This window comes from Serratia sp. TMDUHS_CL (genome assembly GCF_037137105.1).
Taxonomy (GTDB): domain Bacteria; phylum Pseudomonadota; class Gammaproteobacteria; order Enterobacterales; family Enterobacteriaceae; genus Serratia; species Serratia nevei.
This window is the reverse complement of record NZ_JBBBDV010000015.1, coordinates 87,721-112,491: the sequence shown is the minus strand read 5'-3', so window position 1 is coordinate 112,491 and position 24,771 is coordinate 87,721. Positions and strand designations below refer to the sequence as shown.

The 24,771-nt window shown below is 60.2% G+C and carries 29 protein-coding genes; 14 read left to right on the top strand and 15 right to left on the bottom strand.

Going from position 1 to position 24,771, the window contains the following annotated elements:
- Complete coding sequence (locus tag WCL58_RS22365; protein WP_004941720.1) at nucleotides 1-186, top strand: YpfN family protein; 186 nt, start codon at nucleotides 1-3, stop codon at nucleotides 184-186.
- Between the two features lie 30 nt (nucleotides 187-216).
- Here WCL58_RS22365 and ypfH read toward each other — a convergent pair whose 3' ends face one another.
- The 6 genes from ypfH to dapA all read right to left on the bottom strand — a co-directional run bounded on the left by ypfH (nucleotide 217) and on the right by dapA (nucleotide 7,009).
- A complete protein-coding gene (gene ypfH, locus WCL58_RS22360) occupies nucleotides 217-906 on the bottom strand; it encodes an esterase (RefSeq protein WP_070914511.1) in 690 nt (229 codons plus the stop codon).
- Between the two features lie 120 nt (nucleotides 907-1,026).
- Nucleotides 1,027-3,039: a tRNA(Met) cytidine acetyltransferase TmcA gene (locus tag WCL58_RS22355; protein WP_336851620.1), complete on the bottom strand. Its 2,013-nt coding sequence runs from the start codon at nucleotides 3,037-3,039 to the stop codon at nucleotides 1,027-1,029.
- A 56-nt stretch (nucleotides 3,040-3,095) separates the two neighbouring features.
- Entirely contained in the window at nucleotides 3,096-3,965 is an 870-nt protein-coding gene (ypfJ, locus tag WCL58_RS22350) for a KPN_02809 family neutral zinc metallopeptidase (RefSeq protein WP_047730119.1), read from the bottom strand.
- Between the two features lie 209 nt (nucleotides 3,966-4,174).
- Entirely contained in the window at nucleotides 4,175-4,888 is a 714-nt protein-coding gene (gene purC, locus WCL58_RS22345; RefSeq protein WP_004941708.1) for a phosphoribosylaminoimidazolesuccinocarboxamide synthase, read from the bottom strand.
- A gap of 170 nt (nucleotides 4,889-5,058) precedes the next feature.
- Nucleotides 5,059-6,111 (bottom strand): outer membrane protein assembly factor BamC, encoded by a 1,053-nt coding sequence (gene bamC / locus WCL58_RS22340; RefSeq protein ID WP_019453890.1) that lies wholly within the window; start codon nucleotides 6,109-6,111, stop codon nucleotides 5,059-5,061.
- A gap of 16 nt (nucleotides 6,112-6,127) precedes the next feature.
- A complete protein-coding gene (gene dapA / locus WCL58_RS22335; RefSeq protein WP_004941701.1) occupies nucleotides 6,128-7,009 on the bottom strand; it encodes a 4-hydroxy-tetrahydrodipicolinate synthase in 882 nt (293 codons plus the stop codon).
- A 110-nt stretch (nucleotides 7,010-7,119) separates the two neighbouring features.
- Between dapA and WCL58_RS22330 the strand changes: the two genes are divergently transcribed.
- Nucleotides 7,120-7,725 (top strand): glycine cleavage system transcriptional repressor, encoded by a 606-nt coding sequence (locus WCL58_RS22330; RefSeq protein ID WP_369783268.1) that lies wholly within the window; start codon nucleotides 7,120-7,122, stop codon nucleotides 7,723-7,725.
- A gap of 2 nt (nucleotides 7,726-7,727) precedes the next feature.
- Complete coding sequence (gene bcp / locus WCL58_RS22325) at nucleotides 7,728-8,192, top strand: thioredoxin-dependent thiol peroxidase (RefSeq protein WP_038873672.1); 465 nt, start codon at nucleotides 7,728-7,730, stop codon at nucleotides 8,190-8,192.
- A 44-nt stretch (nucleotides 8,193-8,236) separates the two neighbouring features.
- Here the strand turns inward: bcp and WCL58_RS22320 are convergent, their stop codons facing one another.
- Nucleotides 8,237-9,313: an AI-2E family transporter gene (locus WCL58_RS22320; protein ID WP_004941690.1), complete on the bottom strand. Its 1,077-nt coding sequence runs from the start codon at nucleotides 9,311-9,313 to the stop codon at nucleotides 8,237-8,239.
- Nucleotides 9,314-10,166: 853 nt separating this feature from the next.
- On the opposite strand from WCL58_RS22320, the gene WCL58_RS22315 reads away from it, so the two are divergent.
- Nucleotides 10,167-10,382: a hypothetical protein gene (locus WCL58_RS22315; RefSeq protein ID WP_049200497.1), complete on the top strand. Its 216-nt coding sequence runs from the start codon at nucleotides 10,167-10,169 to the stop codon at nucleotides 10,380-10,382.
- 6 nt (nucleotides 10,383-10,388) lie between these two features.
- Here the strand turns inward: WCL58_RS22315 and WCL58_RS22310 are convergent, their stop codons facing one another.
- On the bottom strand, nucleotides 10,389-11,081 hold the full coding sequence (locus tag WCL58_RS22310) for a B3/B4 domain-containing protein (protein ID WP_046687610.1): 693 nt from the start codon (nucleotides 11,079-11,081) through the stop codon (nucleotides 10,389-10,391).
- 43 nt (nucleotides 11,082-11,124) lie between these two features.
- Between WCL58_RS22310 and WCL58_RS22305 the strand changes: the two genes are divergently transcribed.
- The 3 genes from WCL58_RS22305 (at nucleotide 11,125) to WCL58_RS22295 (ending at nucleotide 12,766) form a co-directional block, all read left to right on the top strand.
- Nucleotides 11,125-11,727 carry an XRE family transcriptional regulator gene (locus tag WCL58_RS22305; protein ID WP_100396715.1) on the top strand — a complete coding sequence of 201 codons (603 nt, stop codon included), beginning with the start codon at nucleotides 11,125-11,127 and terminating at the stop codon, nucleotides 11,725-11,727.
- Nucleotides 11,728-11,770: 43 nt separating this feature from the next.
- Nucleotides 11,771-12,223, top strand: a complete 453-nt coding sequence (locus WCL58_RS22300) for a GNAT family N-acetyltransferase (protein WP_336851619.1) — start codon at nucleotides 11,771-11,773, stop codon at nucleotides 12,221-12,223.
- Between the two features lie 114 nt (nucleotides 12,224-12,337).
- Nucleotides 12,338-12,766 carry a TOBE domain-containing protein gene (locus tag WCL58_RS22295; protein ID WP_336851618.1) on the top strand — a complete coding sequence of 143 codons (429 nt, stop codon included), beginning with the start codon at nucleotides 12,338-12,340 and terminating at the stop codon, nucleotides 12,764-12,766.
- 36 nt (nucleotides 12,767-12,802) lie between these two features.
- Here the strand turns inward: WCL58_RS22295 and WCL58_RS22290 are convergent, their stop codons facing one another.
- The gene (locus WCL58_RS22290) at nucleotides 12,803-13,420 is read right to left on the bottom strand and encodes a LysE family translocator (protein WP_336851617.1); all 618 of its coding nucleotides are present in this window, start codon (nucleotides 13,418-13,420) and stop codon (nucleotides 12,803-12,805) included.
- Between the two features lie 194 nt (nucleotides 13,421-13,614).
- On the opposite strand from WCL58_RS22290, the gene WCL58_RS22285 reads away from it, so the two are divergent.
- Nucleotides 13,615-14,076 (top strand): Lrp/AsnC family transcriptional regulator, encoded by a 462-nt coding sequence (locus tag WCL58_RS22285; protein ID WP_033635506.1) that lies wholly within the window; start codon nucleotides 13,615-13,617, stop codon nucleotides 14,074-14,076.
- 34 nt (nucleotides 14,077-14,110) lie between these two features.
- On the opposite strand, the gene WCL58_RS22280 is transcribed toward WCL58_RS22285, so the two are convergent.
- On the bottom strand, nucleotides 14,111-15,319 hold the full coding sequence (locus WCL58_RS22280; protein WP_336851616.1) for an NAD(P)/FAD-dependent oxidoreductase: 1,209 nt from the start codon (nucleotides 15,317-15,319) through the stop codon (nucleotides 14,111-14,113).
- Between the two features lie 160 nt (nucleotides 15,320-15,479).
- Nucleotides 15,480-16,019, bottom strand: coding sequence for an RrF2 family transcriptional regulator (locus WCL58_RS22275; protein WP_038873797.1), 540 nt, complete (start codon nucleotides 16,017-16,019; stop codon nucleotides 15,480-15,482).
- 340 nt (nucleotides 16,020-16,359) lie between these two features.
- On the opposite strand from WCL58_RS22275, the gene WCL58_RS22270 reads away from it, so the two are divergent.
- A complete protein-coding gene (locus tag WCL58_RS22270) occupies nucleotides 16,360-17,829 on the top strand; it encodes a beta-barrel assembly-enhancing protease (protein WP_336851615.1) in 1,470 nt (489 codons plus the stop codon).
- 20 nt (nucleotides 17,830-17,849) lie between these two features.
- The gene (gene arsC / locus WCL58_RS22265; RefSeq protein ID WP_033648817.1) at nucleotides 17,850-18,203 is read left to right on the top strand and encodes an arsenate reductase (glutaredoxin); all 354 of its coding nucleotides are present in this window, start codon (nucleotides 17,850-17,852) and stop codon (nucleotides 18,201-18,203) included.
- Between the two features lie 48 nt (nucleotides 18,204-18,251).
- Here arsC and hda read toward each other — a convergent pair whose 3' ends face one another.
- Nucleotides 18,252-18,953 (bottom strand): DnaA inactivator Hda, encoded by a 702-nt coding sequence (gene hda / locus WCL58_RS22260; RefSeq protein WP_048325292.1) that lies wholly within the window; start codon nucleotides 18,951-18,953, stop codon nucleotides 18,252-18,254.
- A 272-nt stretch (nucleotides 18,954-19,225) separates the two neighbouring features.
- On the opposite strand from hda, the gene WCL58_RS22255 reads away from it, so the two are divergent.
- Both WCL58_RS22255 and WCL58_RS22250 read left to right on the top strand, forming a co-directional pair.
- Entirely contained in the window at nucleotides 19,226-19,741 is a 516-nt protein-coding gene (locus WCL58_RS22255; RefSeq protein ID WP_019452428.1) for a hypothetical protein, read from the top strand.
- 32 nt (nucleotides 19,742-19,773) lie between these two features.
- Entirely contained in the window at nucleotides 19,774-20,022 is a 249-nt protein-coding gene (locus WCL58_RS22250) for a GlsB/YeaQ/YmgE family stress response membrane protein (RefSeq protein ID WP_016926728.1), read from the top strand.
- A 43-nt stretch (nucleotides 20,023-20,065) separates the two neighbouring features.
- Here the strand turns inward: WCL58_RS22250 and WCL58_RS22245 are convergent, their stop codons facing one another.
- From WCL58_RS22245 to upp, 3 genes are all read right to left on the bottom strand, one after another.
- Nucleotides 20,066-20,716 (bottom strand): DUF421 domain-containing protein, encoded by a 651-nt coding sequence (locus tag WCL58_RS22245; protein ID WP_019452427.1) that lies wholly within the window; start codon nucleotides 20,714-20,716, stop codon nucleotides 20,066-20,068.
- A gap of 108 nt (nucleotides 20,717-20,824) precedes the next feature.
- Nucleotides 20,825-22,114 (bottom strand): uracil permease, encoded by a 1,290-nt coding sequence (gene uraA / locus WCL58_RS22240; protein WP_187322664.1) that lies wholly within the window; start codon nucleotides 22,112-22,114, stop codon nucleotides 20,825-20,827.
- A 76-nt stretch (nucleotides 22,115-22,190) separates the two neighbouring features.
- Nucleotides 22,191-22,817 (bottom strand): uracil phosphoribosyltransferase, encoded by a 627-nt coding sequence (upp, locus tag WCL58_RS22235; RefSeq protein WP_004941642.1) that lies wholly within the window; start codon nucleotides 22,815-22,817, stop codon nucleotides 22,191-22,193.
- A 255-nt stretch (nucleotides 22,818-23,072) separates the two neighbouring features.
- On the opposite strand from upp, the gene purM reads away from it, so the two are divergent.
- Nucleotides 23,073-24,110: a phosphoribosylformylglycinamidine cyclo-ligase gene (purM, locus tag WCL58_RS22230; RefSeq protein WP_025303843.1), complete on the top strand. Its 1,038-nt coding sequence runs from the start codon at nucleotides 23,073-23,075 to the stop codon at nucleotides 24,108-24,110.
- Entirely contained in the window at nucleotides 24,110-24,748 is a 639-nt protein-coding gene (gene purN / locus WCL58_RS22225; protein WP_084827288.1) for a phosphoribosylglycinamide formyltransferase, read from the top strand. Before purM ends, purN begins: the two co-directional genes overlap by 1 nt.
- The last annotated feature ends 23 nt before the right edge of the window (nucleotides 24,749-24,771 follow it).

Below are 24,771 nucleotides of genomic sequence, written 5' to 3'. Positions count from 1 at the left end.
ATGCAATGGTTAGCTGATTACTGGTGGATTATCCTGCTGGTTCTGGTGGGAATGGTCGTCAGCGGCATTAAGGAACTGCGCCGCGTCGACGTGAAAAGCTATCTGGCCAACAAGCCGGAGATACCGCCGCACCGCGACAACAACGCCCAGTGGGATGATGAAGACGACTGGCCGAAAAAGAAATGACATCAGGGCGCTCATCGGCGCCCTGAATTTTTAGCGAAAGGCGATCAGCTCGCCGCGCTTGCCGGACAATGCCTCGTCCCAGTAGCGCTGCGGCACATAATAATGCAGCCTTTCCAGCGCGGCGTTCATCATGCCCTGATTGATCGCATGCCCGACGTTCTCTTCCACGTCCAGCGTAAAATCGGCGCCGCCGGCCCGTAGCGCTTCTGCCGCCGCGTGAGCGTGTTGCACCGCGATCACCGCGTCCTCTTCACCGTGGATCAAATGCACCACGCTGTCGCCGAAAGCCTGCTCAGGCAGCTGGGCGAAACGCCCGCTGAACGCGACCACGCGCCCGGCCAGCCGGGTTTCCGCTTTTAACGCCTCAAGCGCCATGATCGCCCCCTGCGAGAACCCCACCAGCGCCGTGCCGGCATAGCCTACGCCGCTCAGCTGCTGCCAATGGCGCACCACCGCCACAAACTGCGGCATTACGTCTGCGATGCGGGCCGCGCGGTTCTCTTCAGTCACGTCCTGCACCGAAAACCACTGGCGCCCGGCGCCGTTGCCGAACGCTTCGGGGCCACCGATGCTCACCACCTGTGCCTGAGGAAAGTCTTTGGCGAAGTAGCTGCCGATCTCCCCCATCGCCACCGGGTTGTCGCCGACACCGTGAAACAGCAAGATCAGCTGCGCCGCCGGGGTCGCCGGGCTTTGGACAACGAAATGCTCATGTTTCATCGATGACTCCTTAATAGTAACCCAACCTGGTGCGGCGACAGTCGTCGCCTCACCGCTGACAGTGACTATACGCCGTTGAGAAATCGGGAAAATCGGGTTTTATTGAGCGAGTTATTCAATTTATTGCAACGACTGCGTCCAGTCGCGCCAGTAGCGGCAGTGCTGCGCATTCAGCTGTTCCAGCGCCTGCGCCGCTTCGTGCCGCCAGTGGCGCAGCAAGGCTTTCTGGCCGCTGACGCCCGCCAGCTCCGCGCAGGCCGCCGGGGATTGCCGCCGTTGCAGATGGCCGCGCAGCGCGGGCAGCGGCAGATTGCTGGCCAACAGCAAACGCTGCAGTGCCCCCAGGCTGGCCTCCAGCGGCCGATGGGCGAAAGCGAACCCGGCCAGCTCGCGCCAATCCTCTTCGCCCAGCGGCGTGTCGCCGTCGTCGCCCGGGATCGCCAGCGCGAGTTCAATGCGCTGCCGTAGCCAGGGCCAGTCGCGCGCCAGATGCTTGTGCGCAGCGTGCCGCAGCGCCTCTCCTTGCTCGCTCAGGGGCAAGATAGCCATCGCGGTATAGCAGCCGCTGCTGGCCTCCGGCTTGCTGCCGATGCGCACCAGCTCGAAACCGCAGGATTGCCAAAAGCGCCACAGCGGCTCGGTATAGCCAAAGCTGACCGACAGAAAATCCAGCCCCTGCGCCTGGCGGCGTTGCCGCTCGACCAGCTGACGCGCGATACCCTGCCGCCGCAACGCCGGCAGCGTCGCGATGCGGGTAATACGCCGTGACCGCAGCGTCGGCGCCCACCACTGGCCGCCATGCGCCGCCAGCGACTGCGCCACCAGGTTGCCGCGCGGCCGGCGGCGGCCGGCCCACACATCGTGCGCCAACTCGGCGCTCAAGCCGCCTTCGTCCACCAGCCACACGGCGCCGACCACCTCCTGCCCGGCCTGCGCCAGCCCGAAATGCATGCCGGGCGCATCCATCAGCCTGCGCAAATCCAGCGGCGAAGTGCGGTAATGCGCGCTGCTCAGCAGAGCATAGAAACGCGCCAGCCGCTGAGGATCGGCGCACAATTCGCGCTGCTCCGCCTGGCTGTAATCGATCGTCTGGCCATCCGCCGGCCATGCGGGCAGCTCGTTGAACAACAGCGCATTGTCCGTTATCCGTTCCAGCGCATCCCCCTGCGCCCAGCGCATCGGCTGTTGCAGACTCAACGCCTGATAGGAAGGCAGCCCGGCGCAAAACTTCAGCAGAAAACCGCGGCCGGTGCCTTCATAGCCCTGCACCGTGGTGGTCAGCAGCACGCGCGGGAAATAGCCGATCAGCTGCTGCAACAGCGGCGCGGGGATCGCCGCCGCTTCATCCACCAGCAGCCACCCCACGGCGCTGACGTCACCCTCCCGGCACTGCGCCAGCAAGGCATCGGGCGCCCAAAACTGCGCGCGCCCCTGCGCCCATTCCCCGGCCACCTCAGTGGCGGCGCGGCTCGGCCCGGTTATCCAACAGGTCAGCGGCGACTGCGCCACCAGCATGCCGGCCAGCGTCGATTTGCCGCGGCCGCGGGCGGCGGTCAGCACCCACACGCCGGATTCGGCCTGCAGCAGCGCCGTCAAGATCGCCTGCTGTTCCTCGGTCGGCCGGCCATCCGGCGGTTGCCAATCCTCACGCGCCGGCAGCGCGGCCAGCGTCAGGGGCTCATCCTGCCGCCAGATCGTCACTTCGCGGTCGTCGGCCAGATGCTGCTGCAGGTGGTGGATGAAATGCGGGGTGGTAATTGGCTGCGGGCAATCGCTCCAGCGCAGGCTGTCGCCGTCCGGCTGCTGTGGCCATTGCCGCCAGGGCGGCGTCAGCAACAACAGCCAGCTGCCAGCGCGCAATGCGCCGCACAGCGCCGCCAACGCCTCAACGTCCAGCGACTGACCGGCGTCGAACACCGCGTGCAGCCGTTCCTGCCCCAGCAGTTGGCGCACTGCGCCGCTCGCCAACGCCGTCAGGCCGGGCGGCGGGTTTTCCCCCACCCACGGCCAGTCGCCCGGCAGCGTCGCCGCCAGCCGCTGCGCCTGTTCGCGACACCAGTCGGTCTCACCGCTGAGCACCAGCAGGCGCCGGATGCCCTGTCGCCGCATGAGTTGTTGCGCTGCCTGTAACATAAGGCTGTATCTCAATCCGAAAAAAATGCCGGAGTCAGGCTCCGGCACTTGAGGCGTTAACGGGATGCGAAGGTGTTGCAGGTATTGGGATCGCCGCTGTCGAAGCCCTGTTTAAACCAGGTATAGCGCTGCTGAGAGGTGCCGTGGGTGAAGCTGTCCGGCACGACGCGGCCCTGGCTCTGCTGCTGCAACCGATCGTCGCCAATCGCCTGCGCGGCATTCAGCGCCGCCTGCAGGTCGCCCTCTTCCAGCATCTGCTGCTTCTCGGCGTATTTACCCCACACGCCGGCGAAGCAGTCCGCCTGCAGCTCCATTTTCACCGACAGACGGTTCACTTCCGCCTGGCTGGCGCCCTGCTGCATCTGGCGCACCTTGGGCTCGATGCCCAGCAGGTTCTGCACGTGGTGGCCGACTTCGTGCGCCACCACATAGGCCTGGGCAAAATCACCGCCGGCGCCCAGCTTGGTTTTCATGTCCTGATAGAAAGACAGATCGATATACACCGTTCTGTCGCCCGGGCAGTAGAACGGCCCCATCGCCGCCTGGCCGGTGCCGCAGCTGGTGCGCGTGACGCCGCGATACATCACCAGCTTCGGCGGTTGATAGGTTTTGCCCATGCGCTGGAAAATCTCTTTCCAGTTATCCTCGGTGGAGGCCAGTACCACCGAAGTGAATTTGGCCAGCTCATCGTCTTTCGGACTGATGTTGGCGCTCTGCTGTTGACCCTGCGGTGCGACGTTACCGCCGTTCAACAGCGGCGACAGATCGATGCCGTAATAGCCGGCCACCAGCACCACCACCAAAATGACGATGCCGCCCTTGCCGCGCACCGGCACGCGGAAACCGCCGCCACCGCCGCCCAAACCTGAAGACTGCCCGCGACGATCCTCAACATTGTCACTTTCCCGACGCCCTTGCCAACGCATAAATATACTCCAGATATTTCCCCTGCTCGTTGAAGTTGCGCCGCGATCGTAAGCGCAAAGGCAGCTTCAAGCCTGAGTGGGATAGGTTTTAGTCATCTCGCATCCATCATTATAAATGGTCTGCCGCGGAGGAAATGTAGAAATTTTCTGGAAAAACGCAGAATAGCGGGACGATCCGGCCGGATCGCCCCGAATGGCGGTGCCAATGCTTAGTCGAGCTTCACGCCGATGCGGCGCGCCACTTCTTCATAGGCTTCGATCAGGCCGCCCAGGCTTTGACGGAAACGGTCTTTGTCCATCTTGTCCAGGGTGTTTTTGTCCCACAGGCGGCTACCGTCCGGCGAGAACTCATCGCCCAGCACCACTTCACCGTTGAACAGGCCGAACTCCAGCTTGAAGTCGACCAGGATCAGGCCCGCGTCGTCGAACAGCTGGGTCAACACGTCGTTGGCGCGGTAGCTCAGCTCGCGCATGCGCGCCAGATGCTCTTTGCTCACCCAGCCAAAGGTTTCGCAGTAGGATTCGTTGACCATCGGATCGTGCATGGCGTCGTTTTTCAGGAACAGATCGAACAGCGGCGGATTCAGCACCAGGCCTTCTTCGATGCCCAGACGCTTCACCAGCGAACCGGCGGCGCGGTTGCGGATCACGCACTCCACCGGCACCATGTCCAGCTTCTTCACCAGCACTTCGTTGTCGGACAGCAGACGCTCCATCTGGGTCGGGATGCCGGCTTCTTCCAGTTTGCTCATGATGAAATGGTTGAACTTGTTGTTCACCATGCCTTTGCGATCGAACTGCTCAATGCGCTGACCATCCAGTGCTGACGTATCGTTGCGGAACTCCAACACCAACAGATCGGGATTCTCGGTGGTGTAAACGGTTTTTGCCTTTCCGCGATACAGCTCAGCTAGCTTTTGCATCTTACTTACTCCAGTGATGTATCCCCGTTGTCTCCCGAGCGCGGCCCGAAATTAGGGGGTATAGAATTGACCTAATGAATTCTTTGGCGTGCCGGACACTATTGTGCCAAACCTGCGACGCAAACGATACCGTATCGACAAAACAAAAAGGGGCCGAAGCCCCTTTTTGATTATTTAACGCTGGTTTTACTGAAGGCAGACTGGAATGCCGCCACCAGTGCGTCGTTTTTCGACTGGGTCAGCGGTTTGCCTTTCGGATCGATGAATTGCAGGCTGGTGCGGTTGTTGAGATCGCCGACCTGCAGTTTGTAATCGCCTTCCGCCAGTTCAGGATCCTTGACGCCCAACGCATCCCAATCGCTGCTGCTCAGGGACTTGTAGGTCACGGCGACGGTGCCCTGCGGACGGCTGCGGTCACCCACTTTCATCCCCAGTTTTTCGAGCGCCGCCGGCAGGCGATCCCACACCACGGTGTACGGGCCGCGCACCACCAGCATCGGCAGGCCGGTGTCATCGGCGCCGCTCTGCACGTCCAGCGCGCCGAAGCGGCTGGCGGTCTGGCTGCTCGCCAGGTTGTCCTGCTTGTCCAGGCCTTCGATCAGGGTGTTGATCATCATGCCGTTGTAGCGCTGAATCTCAGACTGATCGGTCACCTGTTCGGTCTTGCCCTGCTGCTGCAGGCCAACGCTTTTCACCACCAGCGCCTGCTGATAGCCCTGCTGCTGCACGCTGATCTGATAACGGCCTTCGTACTGGTTGTCTTCGTCCAGACGGTTCCACTTCACCCAGTCGGTGGTCAGGGTCTGACCGGCGTCCTGGCGGGAAGCGATCGCGATGTTCTTCGCCTGCAGCAGGCTGACCACGCGCGACCACAGGTTCTGATTCTGCGGGCTGTTTTCCAGCAGCAGCGTGCCGCTGTCGCCGGCGTATTGCGCGCGTGAACCGCTCAGCAGCGCCAACGGCTGCACCGGCGGACGAATGTCCAGTTGCTTGCCGACGTTGCCTTGCAGCGTCGTGGCGGGAACGTCATAGTTGCCGCTCTGCACCGGCAGGATCATGCCGGACGGCGCGTTCAGCGCCTTGAGCGGAGCCGCGTCGAGGTAAGCCTCGTCGCCGCTGACCTGGCGCTTGTAGCGCTGATCGCTGCTGCAGGCTGCCAGCATCATCACCAAAGAGATGCCCACTACTTTTGCTACCGTCGACTTTTGCAATGAATAAGCCATCAAATTTCCCTTAGAGTTACAGCAAGCCGACGCTTTTCAGCGCGCGCTCCACCACCGGGCGGGCGGCTTCGCTCAACGGCGTCATTGGCAGACGCAGCGTATCGGTTGCCATCAATCCCAACGCCTTACAGGCCCACTTCACCGGAATTGGGTTTGCTTCTACAAATAGATCCTGATGCAACGGCATCAAGCGCTGATTTAAGCGGCGCGCTTCGGCAAATTTGCCCTGCGCCGCCAGCGCGCAAAGTTCCGCCATCTCGCGCGCGGCCACGTTGGCCGTCACGGAAATCACCCCTTTGCCGCCCAGTTGCATGAAGTCCAGCCCGCTGGCGTCGTCGCCGCTCAGCAAAATGAAGTCTTCATCGTCAACCAGCACTTGGATCTGACTAACGCGACTTAAGTTCCCCGTCGCTTCTTTTACAGCAACAATATTCTTGATTTTCGCCAGCCGAGCGATGGTCGGCGGCAGCATGTCGCAGCCGGTGCGCGAAGGCACGTTGTACAGGATCTGCGGCAGCTCGGTGCTCTCGGCGATCGCCTTGAAGTGCTGGTACAGCCCTTCCTGCGTCGGCTTATTGTAGTACGGCGTCACCGTCAGGCAGCCCACTACGCCGGTATTGGCGAAGCGGGTGGTGAGCGCGATGGCTTCGGCGGTGGCGTTGGCGCCGGTGCCGGCGATCACCGGGATGCGGCCGTCGGCCAGCTCCAGCGTCTGCAGCACCACGTCAACGTGCTCGTCATGGGCAAGCGTTGCGGACTCGCCGGTGGTCCCTACGGAAACGATCGCCGCGGTGCCACTGGCTACATGATAATCGATCAATTTTTTTAGGCTCGCGCGATCGACAGCACCTTTGTCGTCCATCGGCGTAACCAGTGCAACAATACTTCCCGTAAACATTGGCCGTCCCCTCCACAAACAAGTCACTCATGGTACTTTTGCTGCCTATCCAAAAGCAAGCGCACAACCGCGTTGTAAGCGCTTGGCAGGCGGTTTTTTTTATGTTTACCATGGTAACCCCATTAAGCACGACAGGAAGCGCTATTTTGCCTCAGTCAGACGAACACTATCTCGTGATTACCGCGCTCGGCGCCGACCGCCCCGGAATCGTCAATACCATCACCCGCCACGTCAGCAGTTGCGGATGCAATATCGAAGATAGCCGTCTGGCCATGCTGGGAGAGGAGTTCACGTTCATCATGCTGCTGTCCGGCAGCTGGAACGCCATCACCCTGATCGAATCCACCCTGCCGCAAAAAGGCGCGGAGCTGGATCTGCTGATCGTGATGAAGCGCACAAACTCGCACGAAAGGCCGCCGATGCCGGCCACGGTGTGGGTGCAGGTGGAAGTGAAGGACTCGCCGCACATCATCGAACGCTTTACCGATCTGTTCGACTCCAGCCAGATGAATATCGCCGAACTGGTCTCGCGCACGCAGCCGGCGGACGGCGACCTGCCGCCGCAGCTGTATATCCAAATCACCGCCCACAGCTCCGGCGATCGGGACGCCTCAAATATTGAGCAAGCCTTCCATCGCCTATGTACAGAATTGAACGCGCAAGGCAGTATTAGCGTGGTGAACTATCCACAGCATGACGAGAAAGATGGAGAGTAGTGATGAGCCCATTGAAAGCCGGTGACACAGCGCCGAAATTTAGTTTGCCTGACCAGGACGGTGAGGAAATTAATTTGGCCGACTTCCAGGGACAGCGAGTATTGGTCTATTTCTATCCGAAGGCGATGACGCCGGGCTGCACCGTGCAAGCCTGCGGCCTGCGGGACAACATGGACGAATTGAAAAAGGTCGGCGTCGAAGTGCTGGGCATCAGCACCGACAAACCGGAAAAACTGTCGCGCTTCGCTGAAAAGGAGCTGCTCAACTTCACGCTGTTGTCTGATGAAGATCATCAGGTAGCGCAACAGTTTGGCGTATGGGGCGAGAAAACCTTCATGGGCAAGACCTACGACGGTATTCACCGCATCAGTTTCCTGATCGATGGCAAAGGCAAGATTGAGAAAGTGTTTGATGATTTCAAAACCACCAATCACCACGACATCGTTCTGAGCTACCTGCAGCAGTAATTCTCACGAAGCGCAGCGGCCTGCTGCGCTTCGTTTCTTCCCTGTCAGTCGGCCTTGTCTTCCACTTCGACCCGCAGTTCATCCGGCCAGGCATGGATCACCGCCTTCACCAGCGTCGCCAGCGGTATGGCGAAAAACACGCCCCAAAAGCCCCACATTCCGCCGAACACGATCACCGACAGGATAATCACCAGCGGATGCAGGTTGACCGCTTCGGAGAACAAAATGGGCACCAGCAGGTTGCCATCCAGCCCCTGCACCACCAGATAGGCGACGATCAGCGTCCAAAAATCGGCGCCTACGCCCCACTGGAACAGCGCCACCACCACCACCGGAATGGTGACCAGCACCGCGCCGATGTAGGGGATCAACACCGAGAAGCCCACCAGCACCGCCAGCAACAGCGAGTAGCGCATGTCCAGCACGGCGAACACCAGGTAGGTCGCCACGCCGACAATCACCATCTCCAGCACCTTGCCGCGAATGTAGTTGGTGATCTGCTGATTCATCTCGTTCCAGACCTGCCCCGCCAGGCCGCGATTGCGCGGCAGCACGCGGCGCACCGCGTTCAGCAGCTGTTCTTTGTCCTTCAACAGGAAGAACATCATCATCGGCACCAGGATCAGGTAGATAGCCAGCGTCAGCAGGCCGACCAGCGACGCCAGCGAGAATTTCACCACCGACTCGCCCATGCCGGACAGCCGGCTGCGCAGGTTTTCCGCCATCATGTCGATGATGCCGGCATCCACCAGCGCCGGGTAACGCTTCGGCAGCGTCGCGGCAAAGTTATAGAACTGATTGAGCATGCCCGGCAGATCGCTCATCAGATTGATGCCCTGCTGCCAGGCGGTTGGCGCGACGACGAACACCAGCAGCATGGCGACGCCCGCGAACACCAGCAGCATGATGCTCGCCGCCCAGGTGCGCGAACAGCCGATGCGCTGCAGGCGCGCGGTCGGCCACTCCAGCAGATAGGCCAGCACGATGGCGACCAGCAACGGGGTCAGAATGCCGTGCAGAAAATAGAGAATGAGGAAGCCGGCGACCAGGATCACCAGCAGCGCGATAGCCTGCGGATCGGTGAAGCGGCGGCGGTACCACTGTAATAACATCTCCAGCATCAGAGCGGGCTCCTCGAGATTTGGCGGGCGGGCATGGCGATTCCTGTGATGGGCCTGATTAAAGCATAGATAGAACGGGCGCACGCGGGTGTGCAAAGCACTCAGAGTACTCAAAGTTGGCCATACATCAACAGCGATTTGGCTGAATTTATCGCGCCGGCGAACGATTGGCGCAAAAATCCGCAGACGCGGCGACAGACTGGGTGAACGGCCCCGAACGGGGCCGCGGCAGATTACAGCGAGGCGCTGATGGAGAGGGGCGAACCGACCGCCAGTGCGAACAACAGCACACAGCCAATCGCGATTGCCGCCGCCAAATCATTTTTCATTGTCCCGTCCCCTGATGCTTAAAGTGATTATCGTCACGAACTCTGTCGGTTCTACGTTGACGGCCTTTGCCGATGCACGTCATTAAAAACCCCCGCCTGGGCGGGGGAGAAGACGTTCTGGTGCATCAAGTATTACAAGGAGGTCATGAGGGATTGCTAACCCTAAATGACTATTTCAAGCTAGGATTATTCCCAGAACATGGCAAGCGATCGCGTCGAGGTTATCCGCACTTTGAGATAAACCTCATAAAAAAATCCCGCACGGCAGCGGGATGAAGGGATGATAACGTCATAAATTTTTTATGCGGACAATGAGGCGGTATTGTCGTCATTTGGCGACAATACCGCGCCGCCACGGCGGTCACAAGGGAAATCTGACTGCCGTAAGGAAATCAGAATTTCCCCAATACACGCGATCGTACGCCCGTAAGCATCAACGAAAAGAAATGGGATTTTCGTCAGACCGCCGCCGGCCAAAAACCGGTAGCATAACCGGCATAATCTCAAACGCCGTAGGGGGAGAGATGAACAACAAGCCGTTTGAATTTGATGAAGCCATCTGCCTGGCCATTGGGCGCGGCGTCTGCGAAGTCGTGAAGATAGGAGACGAAATCAGCGTTTTCTCCCTGCTGGAAGCCATCGAGAGCTTTATCGAACGGCAGGCACTTAGCGAGAGCGAAGTCGCGGCGGCGGACGACGCGCTGGATCTGATCACCGGTTTGGTCCGCCGCCAGTGCTGAGGCCGGTTACGAGGTGCAGCCGATGAGCCGTTGCTCTATCGCAACGCCGGGCATCATTTGTCGTAAACCGGCAATCAATTCGTCGCCCGCCGCATGCAGCGCCGCCAACGGCATTGCCGGCAGGCTCTCCAGGATGAACCACATCCGTTCGGCCTCGGCGCTCAGCCGGGTTCTGACGCCCTGACGCCAGTTCCAGCGGCGGCAGGTCACGCCGCGATCGTCGCGCCAGACCACCTCCCCCGCCTCCGGCGATTCATGGATCACCGCACCCTCCTTGACGGTATCGAACAGCTCGCTGCCTTCCGCGACGATCAGCCGCGGCTCGCCGACATAAGCCGCGATATTCTCGCCCCCCACCGGCACCGCATAACGAATGCTGACGGCGTTGTAGAGATCGACCACCGGATCGATGCTGGGCATCGTGCCGTCGCGCAGCGCGCGCTTGCGCAAGGCATCGGCGGAACAGGGCGTACGCTTGGGTTTGGCGCCAAACCGCATGAAGACATCGCGCCAGGCCGAGAGATGCGCCTCAGCCCAGGGCGCGTCCTCCTCGCCGAGGGCGCGACAGGCCTGCGCCAACGCCAGCGCCCCCACGTCCGGGTTGGTTATGGGAGCCGCGGCCACGGTAATGCTTAACGCCCGGAATCCAGGCGCCAGCGCAGCGACGGCCGGATCGATTGACGGATCGACTAAAATCATTGAATAATCCTATATTGACCATTTTATTTCATAATATTGACCGATGAGCGAAAAAGTCAACAGACCGACCGAGTTCGGCGCCGACGTGCAAACCGTCAGCGAAGCGGTGTCGCACCGCATCAAACAGCAGCGAAAAAGCCAAAAGCTGTCGCTGGACGAACTGTCGCGCCGGGCGGGCGTCAGCAAGGGCATGCTGGTGGAGATCGAGAAAGGCAGCGCCAATCCCAGCATCGCCATCCTGTGCAAACTCGCGGCAGCGCTGGGCCTGTCGGTGGCGGACATCGTCAACGTGACCCGCGCCCCCGCCGCCTACCTGATTGAAAGCCAAGACATTCCCACGCTGTGGCACGGCGATCGCGGCGGCTCGGCCCGCTTGCTGGCAGGCACCCGCGGCCCAAACATGATAGAACTGTGGCGCTGGGAAATGGCGCCGGGGGAAGCCTATGCATCGGGCGGCCATCCGGTGGGCACCTTCGAGCTGCTGCACGTTGAACAAGGCGTCTTGAGCCTTGCCGTCGAACAAACCGAGCTCAGGATTACGCCAGGCTATTCGGCGGTCGCCAGAACGGACAGCCCGCACCGTTACGCCAACGAGGGCGAAGACACGCTGATTTTCACCATGACGGTCGCCGAACTGCACGCCTGAACGGCGGCCCAGACCTTAACGCTTGCACAGGAGAAGAGCCCTCATGACAATCCCTGCCCCACTGGAGTGGCGGCGTGCTGACTATCTCGTCAGCACCGAGCCCAGCCTGCTGGATATTGACGCCATTCATGCATTTCTGACCCGTTCGTCATGGGCGGAGGGCATTGATAAAGAGACCGTTCGCCAGTCCCTCTCCCGCAGCCTGTGCTTCGGCTTGTATCACGGCACCAGACAAATCGGTTTCGCCCGGCTGGTCACCGATTACGCCACCTTCGGCTATCTGTGCGACGTTTACGTGCTGGAGGCGCATCAAAAAGGCGGGTTGGGCCTGTGGCTGGCGGAATGCTGCCAGGCCCATCCGCTGATGGCGACGCTGCGGCGAATCATGCTGGTCACCAGCACCGCCCCTTGGCTCTATGAAAAAGTGGGCTATACCGCCATCAACTGTCCCGATTTTGTGTGGCAGATCGCCCGACCGGACATCTACCGGCGTTAATTTTTCAGCAAGGCCGCCCCAGTTCACACTCTTCCCCCGCGACATTGGCAATCGCGGCGGTTAGGGCCCATGCTGGCGACAAATTTTACCGTTTGCCCCTTTCAAGGAGAATCTATGCCCGTTTCAGCCCGTAACCAGTTAGCCGGTACCGTGTCCGCCGTCGCCAAAGGCGCCGTCAATGACGAAGTGGAGATCACCCTGCAGGGCGGTGAAAAACTGGTGGCCATCGTCACGGTACAAAGCCAACAGTCGCTGGGATTAACCATCGGTAAAGAGGCCGTCGCGCTGATTAAAGCGCCGTGGGTGATCCTGGCGACGGAGGATTGCGGTTTGCGTTTTTCCGCCCGCAACCAGTTTGCCGGGGAAGTGATTGCGGTTGAGCACGGCGCGGTCAACAGCACCGTGCACCTCAAAGCGGATGCCGGTTTTGTGCTAACGTCGGTGATCACCAATGAAAGCCTGCAGGAGATGGCGCTGAAGAACGGTTCGTGCGCCATCGCCCTGATCAAAGCCTCATCGGTTCTGCTCGCCGTCAAAGCCTGATACCGCCAGGCCCGCACAAGCGGGCCTTTCAAGGCGCTATTTCAGCGCCTGCTCGGCCAGCAGCCCGAGGGCGATGACGATCATCGCCGCGCCGGAGATGCGCCCCACCCCCTTCGCAGCCTGCGGGCGCGTGCGCAGCACCGACTGCGAACCGAATCCCACCAGCAGGTACACCAGGCCGCAGCTGATCAAATGCACCACGCCCAACGCCAGCATCTGCATCGGCACCGACCATTCGGCCCGGGCGTCGGTAAACTGCGGCAGCAGCGCCAGAAACAGCAGAAACACCTTGGGGTTCAACCCGCTGACGCACACGCCCTTGCCGGCCCAGCGCAGCCAGGAATCGGAACGCTGATCCTCACCGGCGCCGGGCACCGGCGGGTGCAGCAGCATGTTGAAACCGATCCACAACAGATAAGCCGCCCCCAGCAAGGTGAGCGCCGTCAGCGTCAGCGGGTTGCCGACCAGCAGTACGCCGACGCCCGCCACGACGATCGCAATCATCAGCAGGTGGCCAAACAGCAAGCCAGCAACGGCGGGCACCACGACCCGCCCGCGAATGCCCGCCGAGATCACATAGGCCCAATCCATGCCCGGCGTGATCACCAACAAAATCGACACCGCCCAAAAAGCGGCGAACAGAGCGAGCGTCATGCCGGCGCCCTCTCAAACACGCCGCGCCACACCGAACAGAGAACCATTGCGCTTTCCTCTTGGAAGAAGAACGGCCTCCGCCTGCCGCGGCGGCCGTCAAAACCGTTCAACAGATGGCAAGAATATCCTCAAGGCGTTAAAATGTGCTTTCAATTACTTGCCTGAAACCGGCATAAGCGGGGAAATTTTTCCAAATGGATAAGATTGATCGCAAGATTCTTGCTGAACTGCAGGCCGACGGGCGTTTGTCGGTGACCGAACTGGCCGAGCGGATCGGGTTGAGCGTCTCTCCCTGCCACCGCCGGGTGCGGGCGTTAGAGGAGTCCGGGGTGATCAGGGGCTACCGCGCCCAGCTCGATCCCGGCAGCCTGGGCTATAACTTTTCCGCCCTGGTGTTCGTCACCATGCGCGAAGGCGATCGCCGCGCCGTTGAAACCTTCGAAAACGCCATGATGGACATTCCACAGGTGGTGCAGGCGCAGCGGCTGTTTGGCGATCCGGACTATCTGCTGCACGTGATCGCCCGCGATCTACCCGCTTTCCAACAGCTTTACGACGAGAAACTCTCCGCTCTGCCGGGCGTGCAGCGCCTGAGCTCCACGCTGGTGATGAAAACCGTGGTGCCGGAGCGCTCGTTCCTGCCGCTGGGAAAATGACGACGGGAGCGTTGCCGCTCCCGTTTTGACTTCCTTAAGGCACAATCACGAAATCCGGATTGGCGACGGCAAACAGCGCCTCGCGATCCGCCGCCGGTGGATAAATCCACTGCGTGTTGATCTCCTGCTTAATCTTTTTGCCTTCCTGACGGGTAAAGCGCACCTGGCGCTCCCAGCCTTCGGTATACAGCGCGCCCCAGGGCCCCAGATCCAGGCAGGTCACATACTTCGGCTGGCTGTACGGGTGAGTCGGCAACCCCGCCAGCTCCGCCGCCGCATTGTAGCCGGCCACGCGGCCAAGGCTCATCGCATGCTGGCAGGTCATCAAGTTGTGATTGCCGAGATCGTCGGTCGCCGCCTTCACCGTATCGCCGGTCACGAAAATGCCCGCCGCCGCCGGCGCGCGCAGGAAGGCGTCGCCGATCACCCGGCCGCTGCCGTCGCGCTCGCCGGGGATCTGTTCGGTCAGCGGATGCGCCCGCACGCCCGCCGCCAGGATCACCGTGTTGGCGGCGATACGCTCACCGTTCGACAGCATCACCCCCTCAGCGTCGATAGCCGAGACGCGCAGGCCGGCTCGCGCTTCCACGCCGCACTCCGCCAGCGCCTGGCGAATCACCGCCCCCGGCTCCGCGCCCATTCCGGCGCCCACTTCCGGGGCGCTATCGACGATCACCACACGCACGTTCTCGTCTTTGCCCAGCGCATCCCGCAGCCGCTGCGGCATCTCCGCCGCGCTCTCCAGCCCGGTCAGCCCCGCGCCCACCACCACGGCGGTGTTGCGCGCCGGCGTCGAGGGTTTGGCCGCCAGCGCTTTGATATGGGCATCCAAACGCTGCGCGCTTTCCAGCGTATCGACGTTGAAACCGTATTCGGCAAAGCCCGGTACCGCAGGCACGGAGAGCCGACTGCCGGTGGCCCACACCAGGCGGTCGTAGGCCAGCTCAAGGGATCCCCCTGTCGCCTGCGCCACCGTGAGCGTCTTGGCGGCGGCATCGATGCGCTCTACCGCCCCGGCCAGGTGGTGCACGCCGACGGCGGCGAGCTGCGCGGAAATGTCCGGATTCATGTTTTCCAACACCGCTTCATACAGGCGCGGCCGGATGGTGACCGTTGGCGTCGGCGAAACCATGAGCACCTCGATATCGTCATGCTTACCGGCGAGGGTAATGGCGCGCATGGCGGACACGGCGGCCCAAAAACCGGCAAAACCGGAACCGGCAATCACTATTTTCTGCGTCATGGGATGACTCCTTCATACAGGGTTAACCGGGCGATAAGGCTGCCCGCAGTTTTTTCGGATGAACGATGCCGTTCCGCTCCCGTGGCAGGGTACAGAAGGCCCGCCCGCCCCTTCCGAAGAGGCGGGAAAAAGTGTGTTTGGCTTTAAGGAAAGGCGGTGGTTAGGTTTTGGCCCGCGCCGTTTTGCCGCTGCGCGCGGTGCGTTCCGTCATGCGCTCATCGAGCCAGAGGTTGACCTCACCAAAGAAGCCCTGCGGCGCCTTGCGGCCAAAGCGGGCCGCGACGGCGCCGAGGGTCTGCGCCGCCAGCGCATCGCGCATCGCCTTCTCCGCCTGCAGCATCACCGCGTGGATGGCACATTTTCCGGAGACCGCCCAATCCGGCGGGGAATCATCGAACACCGCGCAGCGCCCGCGCACCTCCTGGCAATCGAACAGCGGCTTGTGCCCTTCGATGGCGTCGATGATCGCCAGAAAACTGATCTCATCCGCTGGGCGCGCCAGCCGGTAGCCGCCGCGCACCCCTTCGCTGGCGACGACGATCCCCGCCTTTTCCAGCTTGGGGAAAATCTTGGCCAGAAAGCTGGGGGAGATGCCCTGCAGCTCGGCGAGTTCGCGGCTGCTGAGCGCGCGCTGGTTATCGCCGACCAGCCACAGCAGGCAGTGGATGCCATATTCAACGCTGGTTGTGATGTACGCCATATGTCCGTTTTCGACCGTCAATGAACCTTCAATAACGCAGACTATATGAGTCTGCGTTTATCTTGTCAATAAAACACGGATCAACTTTGTCCGCGTTTTATTGACAATGCACGCCGCCGGCGACGTAGAAAGCGCCCTTCAAAATGAAAAATAAAACTTTTTTGCCCGATCCGCGCCCGGCTAACGTTTCCTTGTCGGCTGCGGCTGACTATGATGTGATGGGTGCCGCCGCCGCGGTTTGTGAGCCGCCGCACTTTCGCGCGGATTGCGCCGTGGGAATAAAGAACTCTTGTCTGCTGCTGACGTCTTAGAAATAATTATTTAAGGGAAACGCCTGACTATGACCAACCGGTTGACCAAAACCGCGTTAGCGGTGCTGCTGCTCGGCACGCTGAACGCCACCGCCCTGGCGCCAGCACAGGCGGAAAGCCAAGACCAGTTGCCGGATATGGGCACCTCCGCCGGCGGCACCCTGAGCATCGGACAAGAGCTGGCGATGGGCGATTTCTACGTGCGCCAACTGCGCGCCAGCGCCCCGCTGATCAACGATCCGCTGCTGAGCCAGTACATCAACCAGCTGGGCAACCGACTGGTGGCCAGCGCTTATTCGGTGCGCACGCCGTTCCATTTCTATCTGGTGCGCAACGACGAGATCAACGCCTTCGCCTTCTTCGGCGGCAACGTGGTGCTGCATTCCGCGCTGTTTCGCGTCAGCGACAACGAAAGCCAACTGGCTTCGGTGCTGGCGCACGAAATCTCGCACGTCACCCAGCGCCACCTGGCGCGCGCAATGGAAGACCAGCAGCGCAACGCCCCGCTGACCTGGGTGGGCGCACTCGGCTCCATCCTGCTGGCGATGGCCAACCCGACCATGGGCATGGCGGCGCTGAGCGGCACCCTGGCCGGCACCCAGCAGGGCATGATCAGTTTTACCCAGTTGAACGAACAGGAAGCCGACCGCATCGGCATTCAGGTGCTGCAGCGCGCCGGTTTCGATCCCGAAGCGATGCCCGACTTCCTGCAAAAACTCTCGGATCAGTCGCGCTATGCCTCCAAGCCGCCGGAAATGCTGCTGACGCACCCCTTGCCGGACAGCCGCCTTTCCGACGCGCGCAACCGCGCCAACCAGATGCCGAAACACATCGTGCAGTCTTCGCAGGACTACCTGATGGCCAAGGTGCGCGCACTGGGCATGTACAGCTCGGAAGGCTATGGCCTGAACGAAGAGCTGCTCGGCTCACTCAGCAAGGGCAACGTGCGCGAACAGGCGGCCGCCAAATACGGCCGCGCCATCCTGTTCTATGAAGCGAAAAAATACGACGACGCACGCAACATCATTCAACCAATGCTGGCGCAGGATGCGAAAAACGTCTGGCTGATCGACCTGATGACTGACATCGATCTCGGCCAGAAACGCGCGCCACAGGCCATCGCCCGCCTGCAGGCGGCCAACTCCGCCCAAAGCAACAACCCGGTGCTGCAGCTCAACCTGGCCAATGCCTATGTCGAAGGCAGCCAGCCAGCGCAGGCCTCGAAGATCCTGAACCGCTATACCTTTGCCCATCCGGACGATCCGAACGGCTGGGATCTGCTGGCGCAGGCCAGCGCCGCCCAGGGGCTGCGTGATGAAGAGCTGTCGGCCCGCGCCGAAAGCCTGGCGCTGACCGGCCGGCTCGATCAGGCCATCGGCCTGCTCAGCAATGCCAGCTCGCTGCAGAAACTCGGCAGCCTGAAACAGGCGCGCTACGATGCGCGCATCGACCAGCTGCGCCAACTGCAACAGCGCTTCCGCCAATACCAGCGCAGCTGATTCAACAAGGAATGAACGCCATGAAAAACGTCACGATTTATCACAACCCGCGCTGCTCCAAGAGCCGTGAAACCCTGGCGCTGCTGGAGCAGCACGGTGTCGATCCCAAGGTGGTGCTGTATCTTGAAACGCCCCCGTCGGCCGATGAGCTGAAAAAGCTGTTGAAAGAATTAGGCTTCACATCCGCGCGCGATCTGATGCGCAAAAAAGAAGATCTGTACAAAGAATTGAAGCTGGCGGACGACAGTCTGAGCGAAGAACAGCTGCTGGCGGCGATGACGGCGAACCCGAAACTGATCGAACGCCCGATCGTGGTGAAAGGCAGCAAGGCGCGTATCGGCCGGCCGCCGGAGCAGGTGCTGGAGATTTTATAAATTCGAATTCGGGCGCGGACTGTCGCGCCCTTTCTTTTGCGGTAGCCGCTACAGCCCCAGGATCTCTTTAACGAACGGGATGGTCAGCTTGCGCTGGGCGGTGATCGAGGCACGATCGAGCTGATCGAGGGTCATAAACAGCGTGCGCATCTCGCGATCCAGCCGTTTCAACAGGAAGCGGCCCACGTCTTCCGGCAGCTCAAAGCCGCGCAGTTTGCCGCGCAGCTGCAGCGCCAGCAGTTTTTCTTCGTCCGACAGCGGCTGCAGCTTGTAGATCTGCCCCCAGTCCAGGCGCGAAGCCAGATCCGGTAAACGCAGGTTCAGCTGGCGCGGCGGGCGATCCCCGGTGATGAACAAACGGGTGCGGCCGGTTTCCAGGATGCGGTTGTAGAGGTTGAAGATCGCCATCTCCCACTCTTCGTCGCCGGCGATGCATTCGATATTGTCGATGCAAACCAGCGCCAGCTGCTCCATGCCGTCCAACACTTCGGGCACGAAGTAAGCGCGTTTGTCGAGCGGCACATAGCCCACCGCTTCCCCCTGCTGCGAAAGCTCGGCGCAGGCCGCATGCAGCAGATGGCTGCGCCCGCCGCCTTCACGCGACCAAAAATAGATATAGCTGCCATGTTCCTGACGGACGGCGGATTGGATCGCGGCTAATAGGGATGGGTTCTCGCCCGGATAAAAACTGGCGAAAGTTTCATCATCGGGAAGATAAAGTGGCAGTGAAAGCTGTGCCGGCGTATTCAGAGAAGCACCTCAACCAAAACTGGCAGAAAAACGCGGGCAGTTTAACACAGAAAACGGGCGCTGTTGAACCGGCAGGATCTTATGCCGCAATAGTGAGCAATGCCTTAGCGCCGTTTAATCGATTGCGGCTCCCTCACCGGCAAGAATAATCTGATATCAAACCCTAACCCCATGCCTAAGCAGGTTAAATTTGTAATTTAAGTAAAACCTGACCTAGTATAGGTAGGCAAAACGCAATCACCATCAACAAGGTTTCTGCAAGGATATAGACGATGAAAGTATGGAATAAAGTGCTGTTAGCCTCCTTTATCGGGTTGTTGGTTGCCGGCTGTGATGACTCTTCCAAGGTTGACGCCAACCTGGATAAAGCCAAAGACAGCGCCGAGCAAATGAAAGACGCCGCCCAGAAAAAAGCGGACGATCTGACGGACAAAGCGAAAGCGACGGCGGATGAAATCAAAAAAGAGGCCGCCACGCAGGCAGACCAGCTGAAGGACAAAGCCTCGGCAATTAAAGATGAAGCCGCCAAGCAGGCCGACGCCATCACCAACGACGCCAAGGCCAAGGCCGCCGCGATCAAGGATGACGCCGGCAAACAAAGCCAGCAGCTGGTGGATCAGGCCAAGGCCATCAAAAACGACGCCATCAACGGCGCTAACGATCTGACCGAGCAGGCCAAGGCGAAGACCGAAGCCATCAAGAACAGCGCCGAAAACAAAGCGCAAGAGTTGAAACAAGAGACCGATGCGGCGGTGAACGGCAATACGCAGCCGGCCACCCAGCAGTAAGCCATACTCAGCCACCAAGAGAGGAGCAGTAAATGGGGATTATTTCCTGGATTATCTTCGGCCTGATCGCCGGTATTTTGGCTAAGTGGATCATGCCCGGCAAAGACGGCGGCGGCTTTATCCTGACCGTTGTGCTGGGGATCATCGGCGCCGTAGTCGGCGGCTATATCAGCACTTTCTTCGGCTACGGCAAGGTTGACGGCTTCAACTTCGGCAGCTTCGTGGTAGCGGTTATCGGCGCCATCGTGGTGCTGTTCGTGTACCGCAAAATTCGCAGCTAATATGACATTTATGACATTGGGGAGCTGAGGCTCCCCTTTTTCACTATTTAACTATACGTCCGTCATTAAGAATGAATGCTGTCCTACCGTCCCAAAACTCAGCAATAAAAATATCTTTCGGCTCTATGCCATGTTCACGGATAGTTTGGTTCAACCACTCCTCATCTTTACTAATCTCCTGCAGCTCATAAGGCCTGGCCCTGCCATTTTTCATAATGATAACTGAAGGCAGTTCATTTCCCTCGCATACCGCAGTTATCTGACCGCCCGGCTCAATTTGCGCATAGACAATCTCCTGAAAGGCGTGAATCCCCTGCGCATGCAGCTGTGAGGAAACGTTCAAGATGTCGATTTTATTTTTCTTGGCTAAAATATTTTCCATCAAAAAGCGGCCGTTTTTTATAATTGGTATCGGGTTGCCTATAGTGACCGAACGAAAGAAGTTGCAATGTTTACTGATTGCATTCAACAGAGAAATTAGTCCTACTCCGATAAGTAATACAACGACATACTGGTACAAAGGGATGCTGTCGCTATAGATAACGCCCCCAATAATGCCCCCGAGCACAAAGTTACCGATAAAATCCACTGGGGTCATCTGCGATAGCTGGGTCTTTCCCGACAGATTCAGGTGGGTGATAACAATGACAAAGCCAATCACAAATTTGAGCAAAATATAGCCGTAGTACTCCATACCCTCTTTCCTTTTAACCGATGTTGTTAATGCTATCAGCTACTTTATCCCAACGGATATAATGCAGAAACACGAATAAAAAGGGCAGCCCCTGGGCTGCCCTTTTCGTTACTTCTGCCCCGCCGGTTCGTCCGGCGCGTCGAGCACCTCTTCTTCCTTGCGGAACAGGCTGATGACCTTGAACAGCAGGCTCAGGCCAATGCCGACGATGGTCGCCAGCGCCATGCCTTTCAGCTCCGCCGCGCCGATATGCACCTTGGCGCCGCTCACGCCGATGATCAGGATCACCGAGGTCAGAATCAGATTTTGTGCCTTGTTGTAATCCACTTTGGACTCGATCAGCACGCGAATGCCCGAGGCGCCGATCACGCCGTACAGCAGCAGCGAAACGCCGCCCATCACCGGCACCGGCACCGCCTGGATCGCCGCCGCCAGCTTGCCGATGCAGGACAGCAGGATAGCCAGCACCGCCGCGCCACCGATCACCCAGGTGCTGTAGACCTTGGTGATGGCCATCACGCCGATGTTCTCGCCGTAGGTGGTGTTCGGCGTGGAACCGAAGAAGCCGGAGAACACCGTCGAGATACCGTTGGCGAACATCGAACGGTGCAGCCCCGGATCGCGGATCAGGTCTTTTTTCACGATGTTGGCGGTCACCACCAAGTGGCCGACGTGCTCGGCAATCACCACCAGCGCCGCCGGCAGAATGGTGAAGATGGCGAACCACTCAAAGCGCGGGGTGTAGAAGGTCGGCAGCGCGAACCAGTGCGCCTCGCGGATCGGGGTCAAATCCACCACGCCCATGAAGAACGACAGCGCATAGCCCACCAGCACGCCGATCAGGATCGGGATAATTGCCAGGAAGCCGCGGAACAGCACCGAGCCGAGCACCGTGACCGCCAGCGTCACCAGCGAAATGGTGATGGTGGTCGAGTCGGCGCTGGTACCTTCCGCCGGTAGCAGCCCCGCCATGTTGGCCGCCACGCCCGCCAGCTCCAGCCCGATGACGGCGACGATCGCCCCCATCGCCGCCGGCGGGAACATCACGTCCAGCCAGCCGGTGCCGGCCTTTTTCACGATCAGCGCCACCAGGCAGAACAGCACGCCGCACATGATGAAACCGCCCAACGCCACTTCATAACCGAGCGGCAACAGCAGCAGCACCGGCGAGATAAACGCGAAGCTGGAACCGAGGTAGGCCGGGATCTTGCCTTTACAGATGAACAGATACAGCAGCGTGCCGATGCCGTTGAACAGCAGCACGGTCGCCGGGTTGATCTTGAACAGGATAGGCACCAGCACGGTGGCGCCGAACATGGCGAACAGGTGCTGGAAGCTGAGCGGAATGGTCTGGAGCAGCGGCGGGCGCTCGCTGACGCCGATGGCGCGACGGGTCATGTGTGCTTTTCCTCGGTTTATTGGTTTTATAGGTTTTAGTCAAAAAAAAGCCGACTCGTTAAGTCGGCTCAAATGTTTACTTGGTACCAAATATTTTGTCGCCCGCGTCACCCAGGCCAGGCACGATGTAGCCCTTGTCGTTCAGGCACTGATCGATGGAGGCGGTGTACAGCTCAACGTCCGGGTGCGCTTTCTCTAGCGCGGCGATGCCTTCCGGCGCCGCCACTAGGACCAGCACCTTGATGCTGTGGCAGCCGGCTTTCTTCAGCAGATCGATAGTGGCGATCATCGAACCGCCGGTGGCCAGCATCGGGTCAACGACCAACGCCATGCGCTCTTCGATGTTGGAAACCAGCTTCTGGAAGTACGGCACCGGCTCCAGGGTTTCTTCGTCGCGATAAACGCCCACCACGCTGATGCGCGCGCTCGGCACGTGCTCTAGCACCCCTTCCATCATGCCCAGGCCTGCGCGCAGGATCGGCACTACGGTAATCTTTTTCCCTTTGATCTGATCCACTTCAACTGGCCCGCACCAGCCTTCGATGGTGACTTTTTCCGTCTCCAGATCGGCGGTCGCTTCATAGGTCAGTAAACTACCCACTTCTGAGGCCAGCTCACGGAAGCGTTTGGTGCTGATGTCATTTTCGCGCATCAGGCCAAGCTTGTGTTTTACCAGCGGGTGTTTCACCTCAACGATCTTCATCATTTTTCTCCTATTAAGGTGGTTGCGGCCAAAAAAATCGCGGGATTATACCTCCTTTTTTTCGCCGCGCCACCCACAATAGCCCGATCGGGATCAACAAAAGTTTGAATATCAGTATAGATGACGAAAAAGCGGAGCCGGTTCACAAGCCGCTCGCAAACGTTTGCCTGCGCTGTTAGAATTGCCGCGCCTTATTCCGGAATCAACATCGGAAGCACAGTTTTCAAACCGCAAACCGTCGTGGGGAATCGCGCAGTGACCGACAAAACCTCTCTCAGCTATAAAGACGCAGGTGTCGATATCGATGCAGGCAACGCATTGGTAGACCGCATCAAAGGTGTAGTTAAACAGACCCGTCGCCCGGAAGTGATGGGCGGTCTGGGCGGGTTTGGCGCCCTGTGTGCGTTGCCGCAGAAATACCGCGAGCCGGTGCTGGTTTCCGGTACCGACGGCGTGGGCACCAAGCTGCGTCTGGCGATGGATCTGAAACGCCACGACACCATCGGCATCGATCTGGTGGCGATGTGCGTCAACGATCTGGTGGTTCAGGGCGCCGAGCCGCTGTTCTTCCTCGACTACTACGCGACCGGCAAGCTGGATGTGGACACCGCGGCCAGCGTGATCACCGGCATCGCCGAAGGCTGCAAACAGTCCGGCTGTGCGCTGGTGGGCGGCGAAACCGCTGAAATGCCGGGCATGTACCACGGCGAAGATTACGACGTGGCCGGTTTCTGCGTCGGCGTGGTCGAAAAATCCGAGATCATCGACGGCAGCAAAGTGCAGTCCGGCGACGCGCTGATCGCCCTGGGCGCTTCCGGCCCGCACTCCAACGGCTACTCGCTGGTGCGTAAAATCCTGGAAGTGAGCAACACCGATCCGACCGCTACCCAGCTGGAAGGCAAACCGCTGGCCGACCACCTGCTGGCGCCGACCAAGATTTACGTGAAGTCCGTGCTGGAGCTGATCGAGAAGGCGGACGTCCACGCCATCGCTCACCTCACCGGCGGCGGCTTCTGGGAAAACATTCCACGCGTGCTGCCGGAAGGCATGCAGGCGGTGATCGACGAAGCCAGCTGGCAGTGGCCGGCGGTGTTCACCTGGCTGCAGCAGGCCGGTAACGTCAGCCGTCATGAAATGTACCGCACCTTCAACTGCGGCGTAGGCATGGTCATCGCCCTGCCGGAAGCCGAAGTGGAAGCGGCCATCGCGCTGCTGACCGCAGCAGGTGAAAAAGCGTGGAAAATCGGTAAACTGACCGCCTCTTCCGACGAACAACAAGTGGTCATCAACTGATGAAAAAGATCGTGGTGTTGGTCTCCGGCCAGGGGAGCAATCTCCAGGCGCTGATTGACGCCTGCCAGCAGGGCCGCATCACCGCCGAGATCGTGGCGGTGTTCAGCAACAAGGCGCAGGCTTATGGCCTGCAGCGCGCCGAGGCGGCCGGCATCGCCGCCCAGGCGTTGGATGCCAAGGCTTACGCCGATCGCGCGGCGTTCGACGCCGCGTTGGCGGATGCTATCGACCAGTACCAGCCCGATCTGGTAGTGCTGGCCGGCTACATGCGCATCCTCAGCCCGCAGTTCGTGCAGCGTTATGCCGGCCGCCTGCTGAACATCCACCCTTCCCTGCTGCCGAAATATCCGGGGCTGCATACCCACCGTCAGGCCATCGACAACGGCGACAGCGAACACGGCACCTCAGTGCACTTCGTGACCGAACAGCTCGACGGCGGCCCGGTGATTTTGCAGGCCAAGGTGCCGATTTTCGCTGACGACGAAGAGGATGACGTGGTTGAACGGGTGCAAACCCAGGAACACACGATCTATCCGCTGGTGGTGAGCTGGTTCGTCGACGGCCGCCTGGCGATGCGCGATGGCGCCGCCTGGCTGGACGGCGAACGCCTGCCTGAGCAGGGTCACGCCGCCGACTGATGCGCGCAGCCTGAACCTTGCCT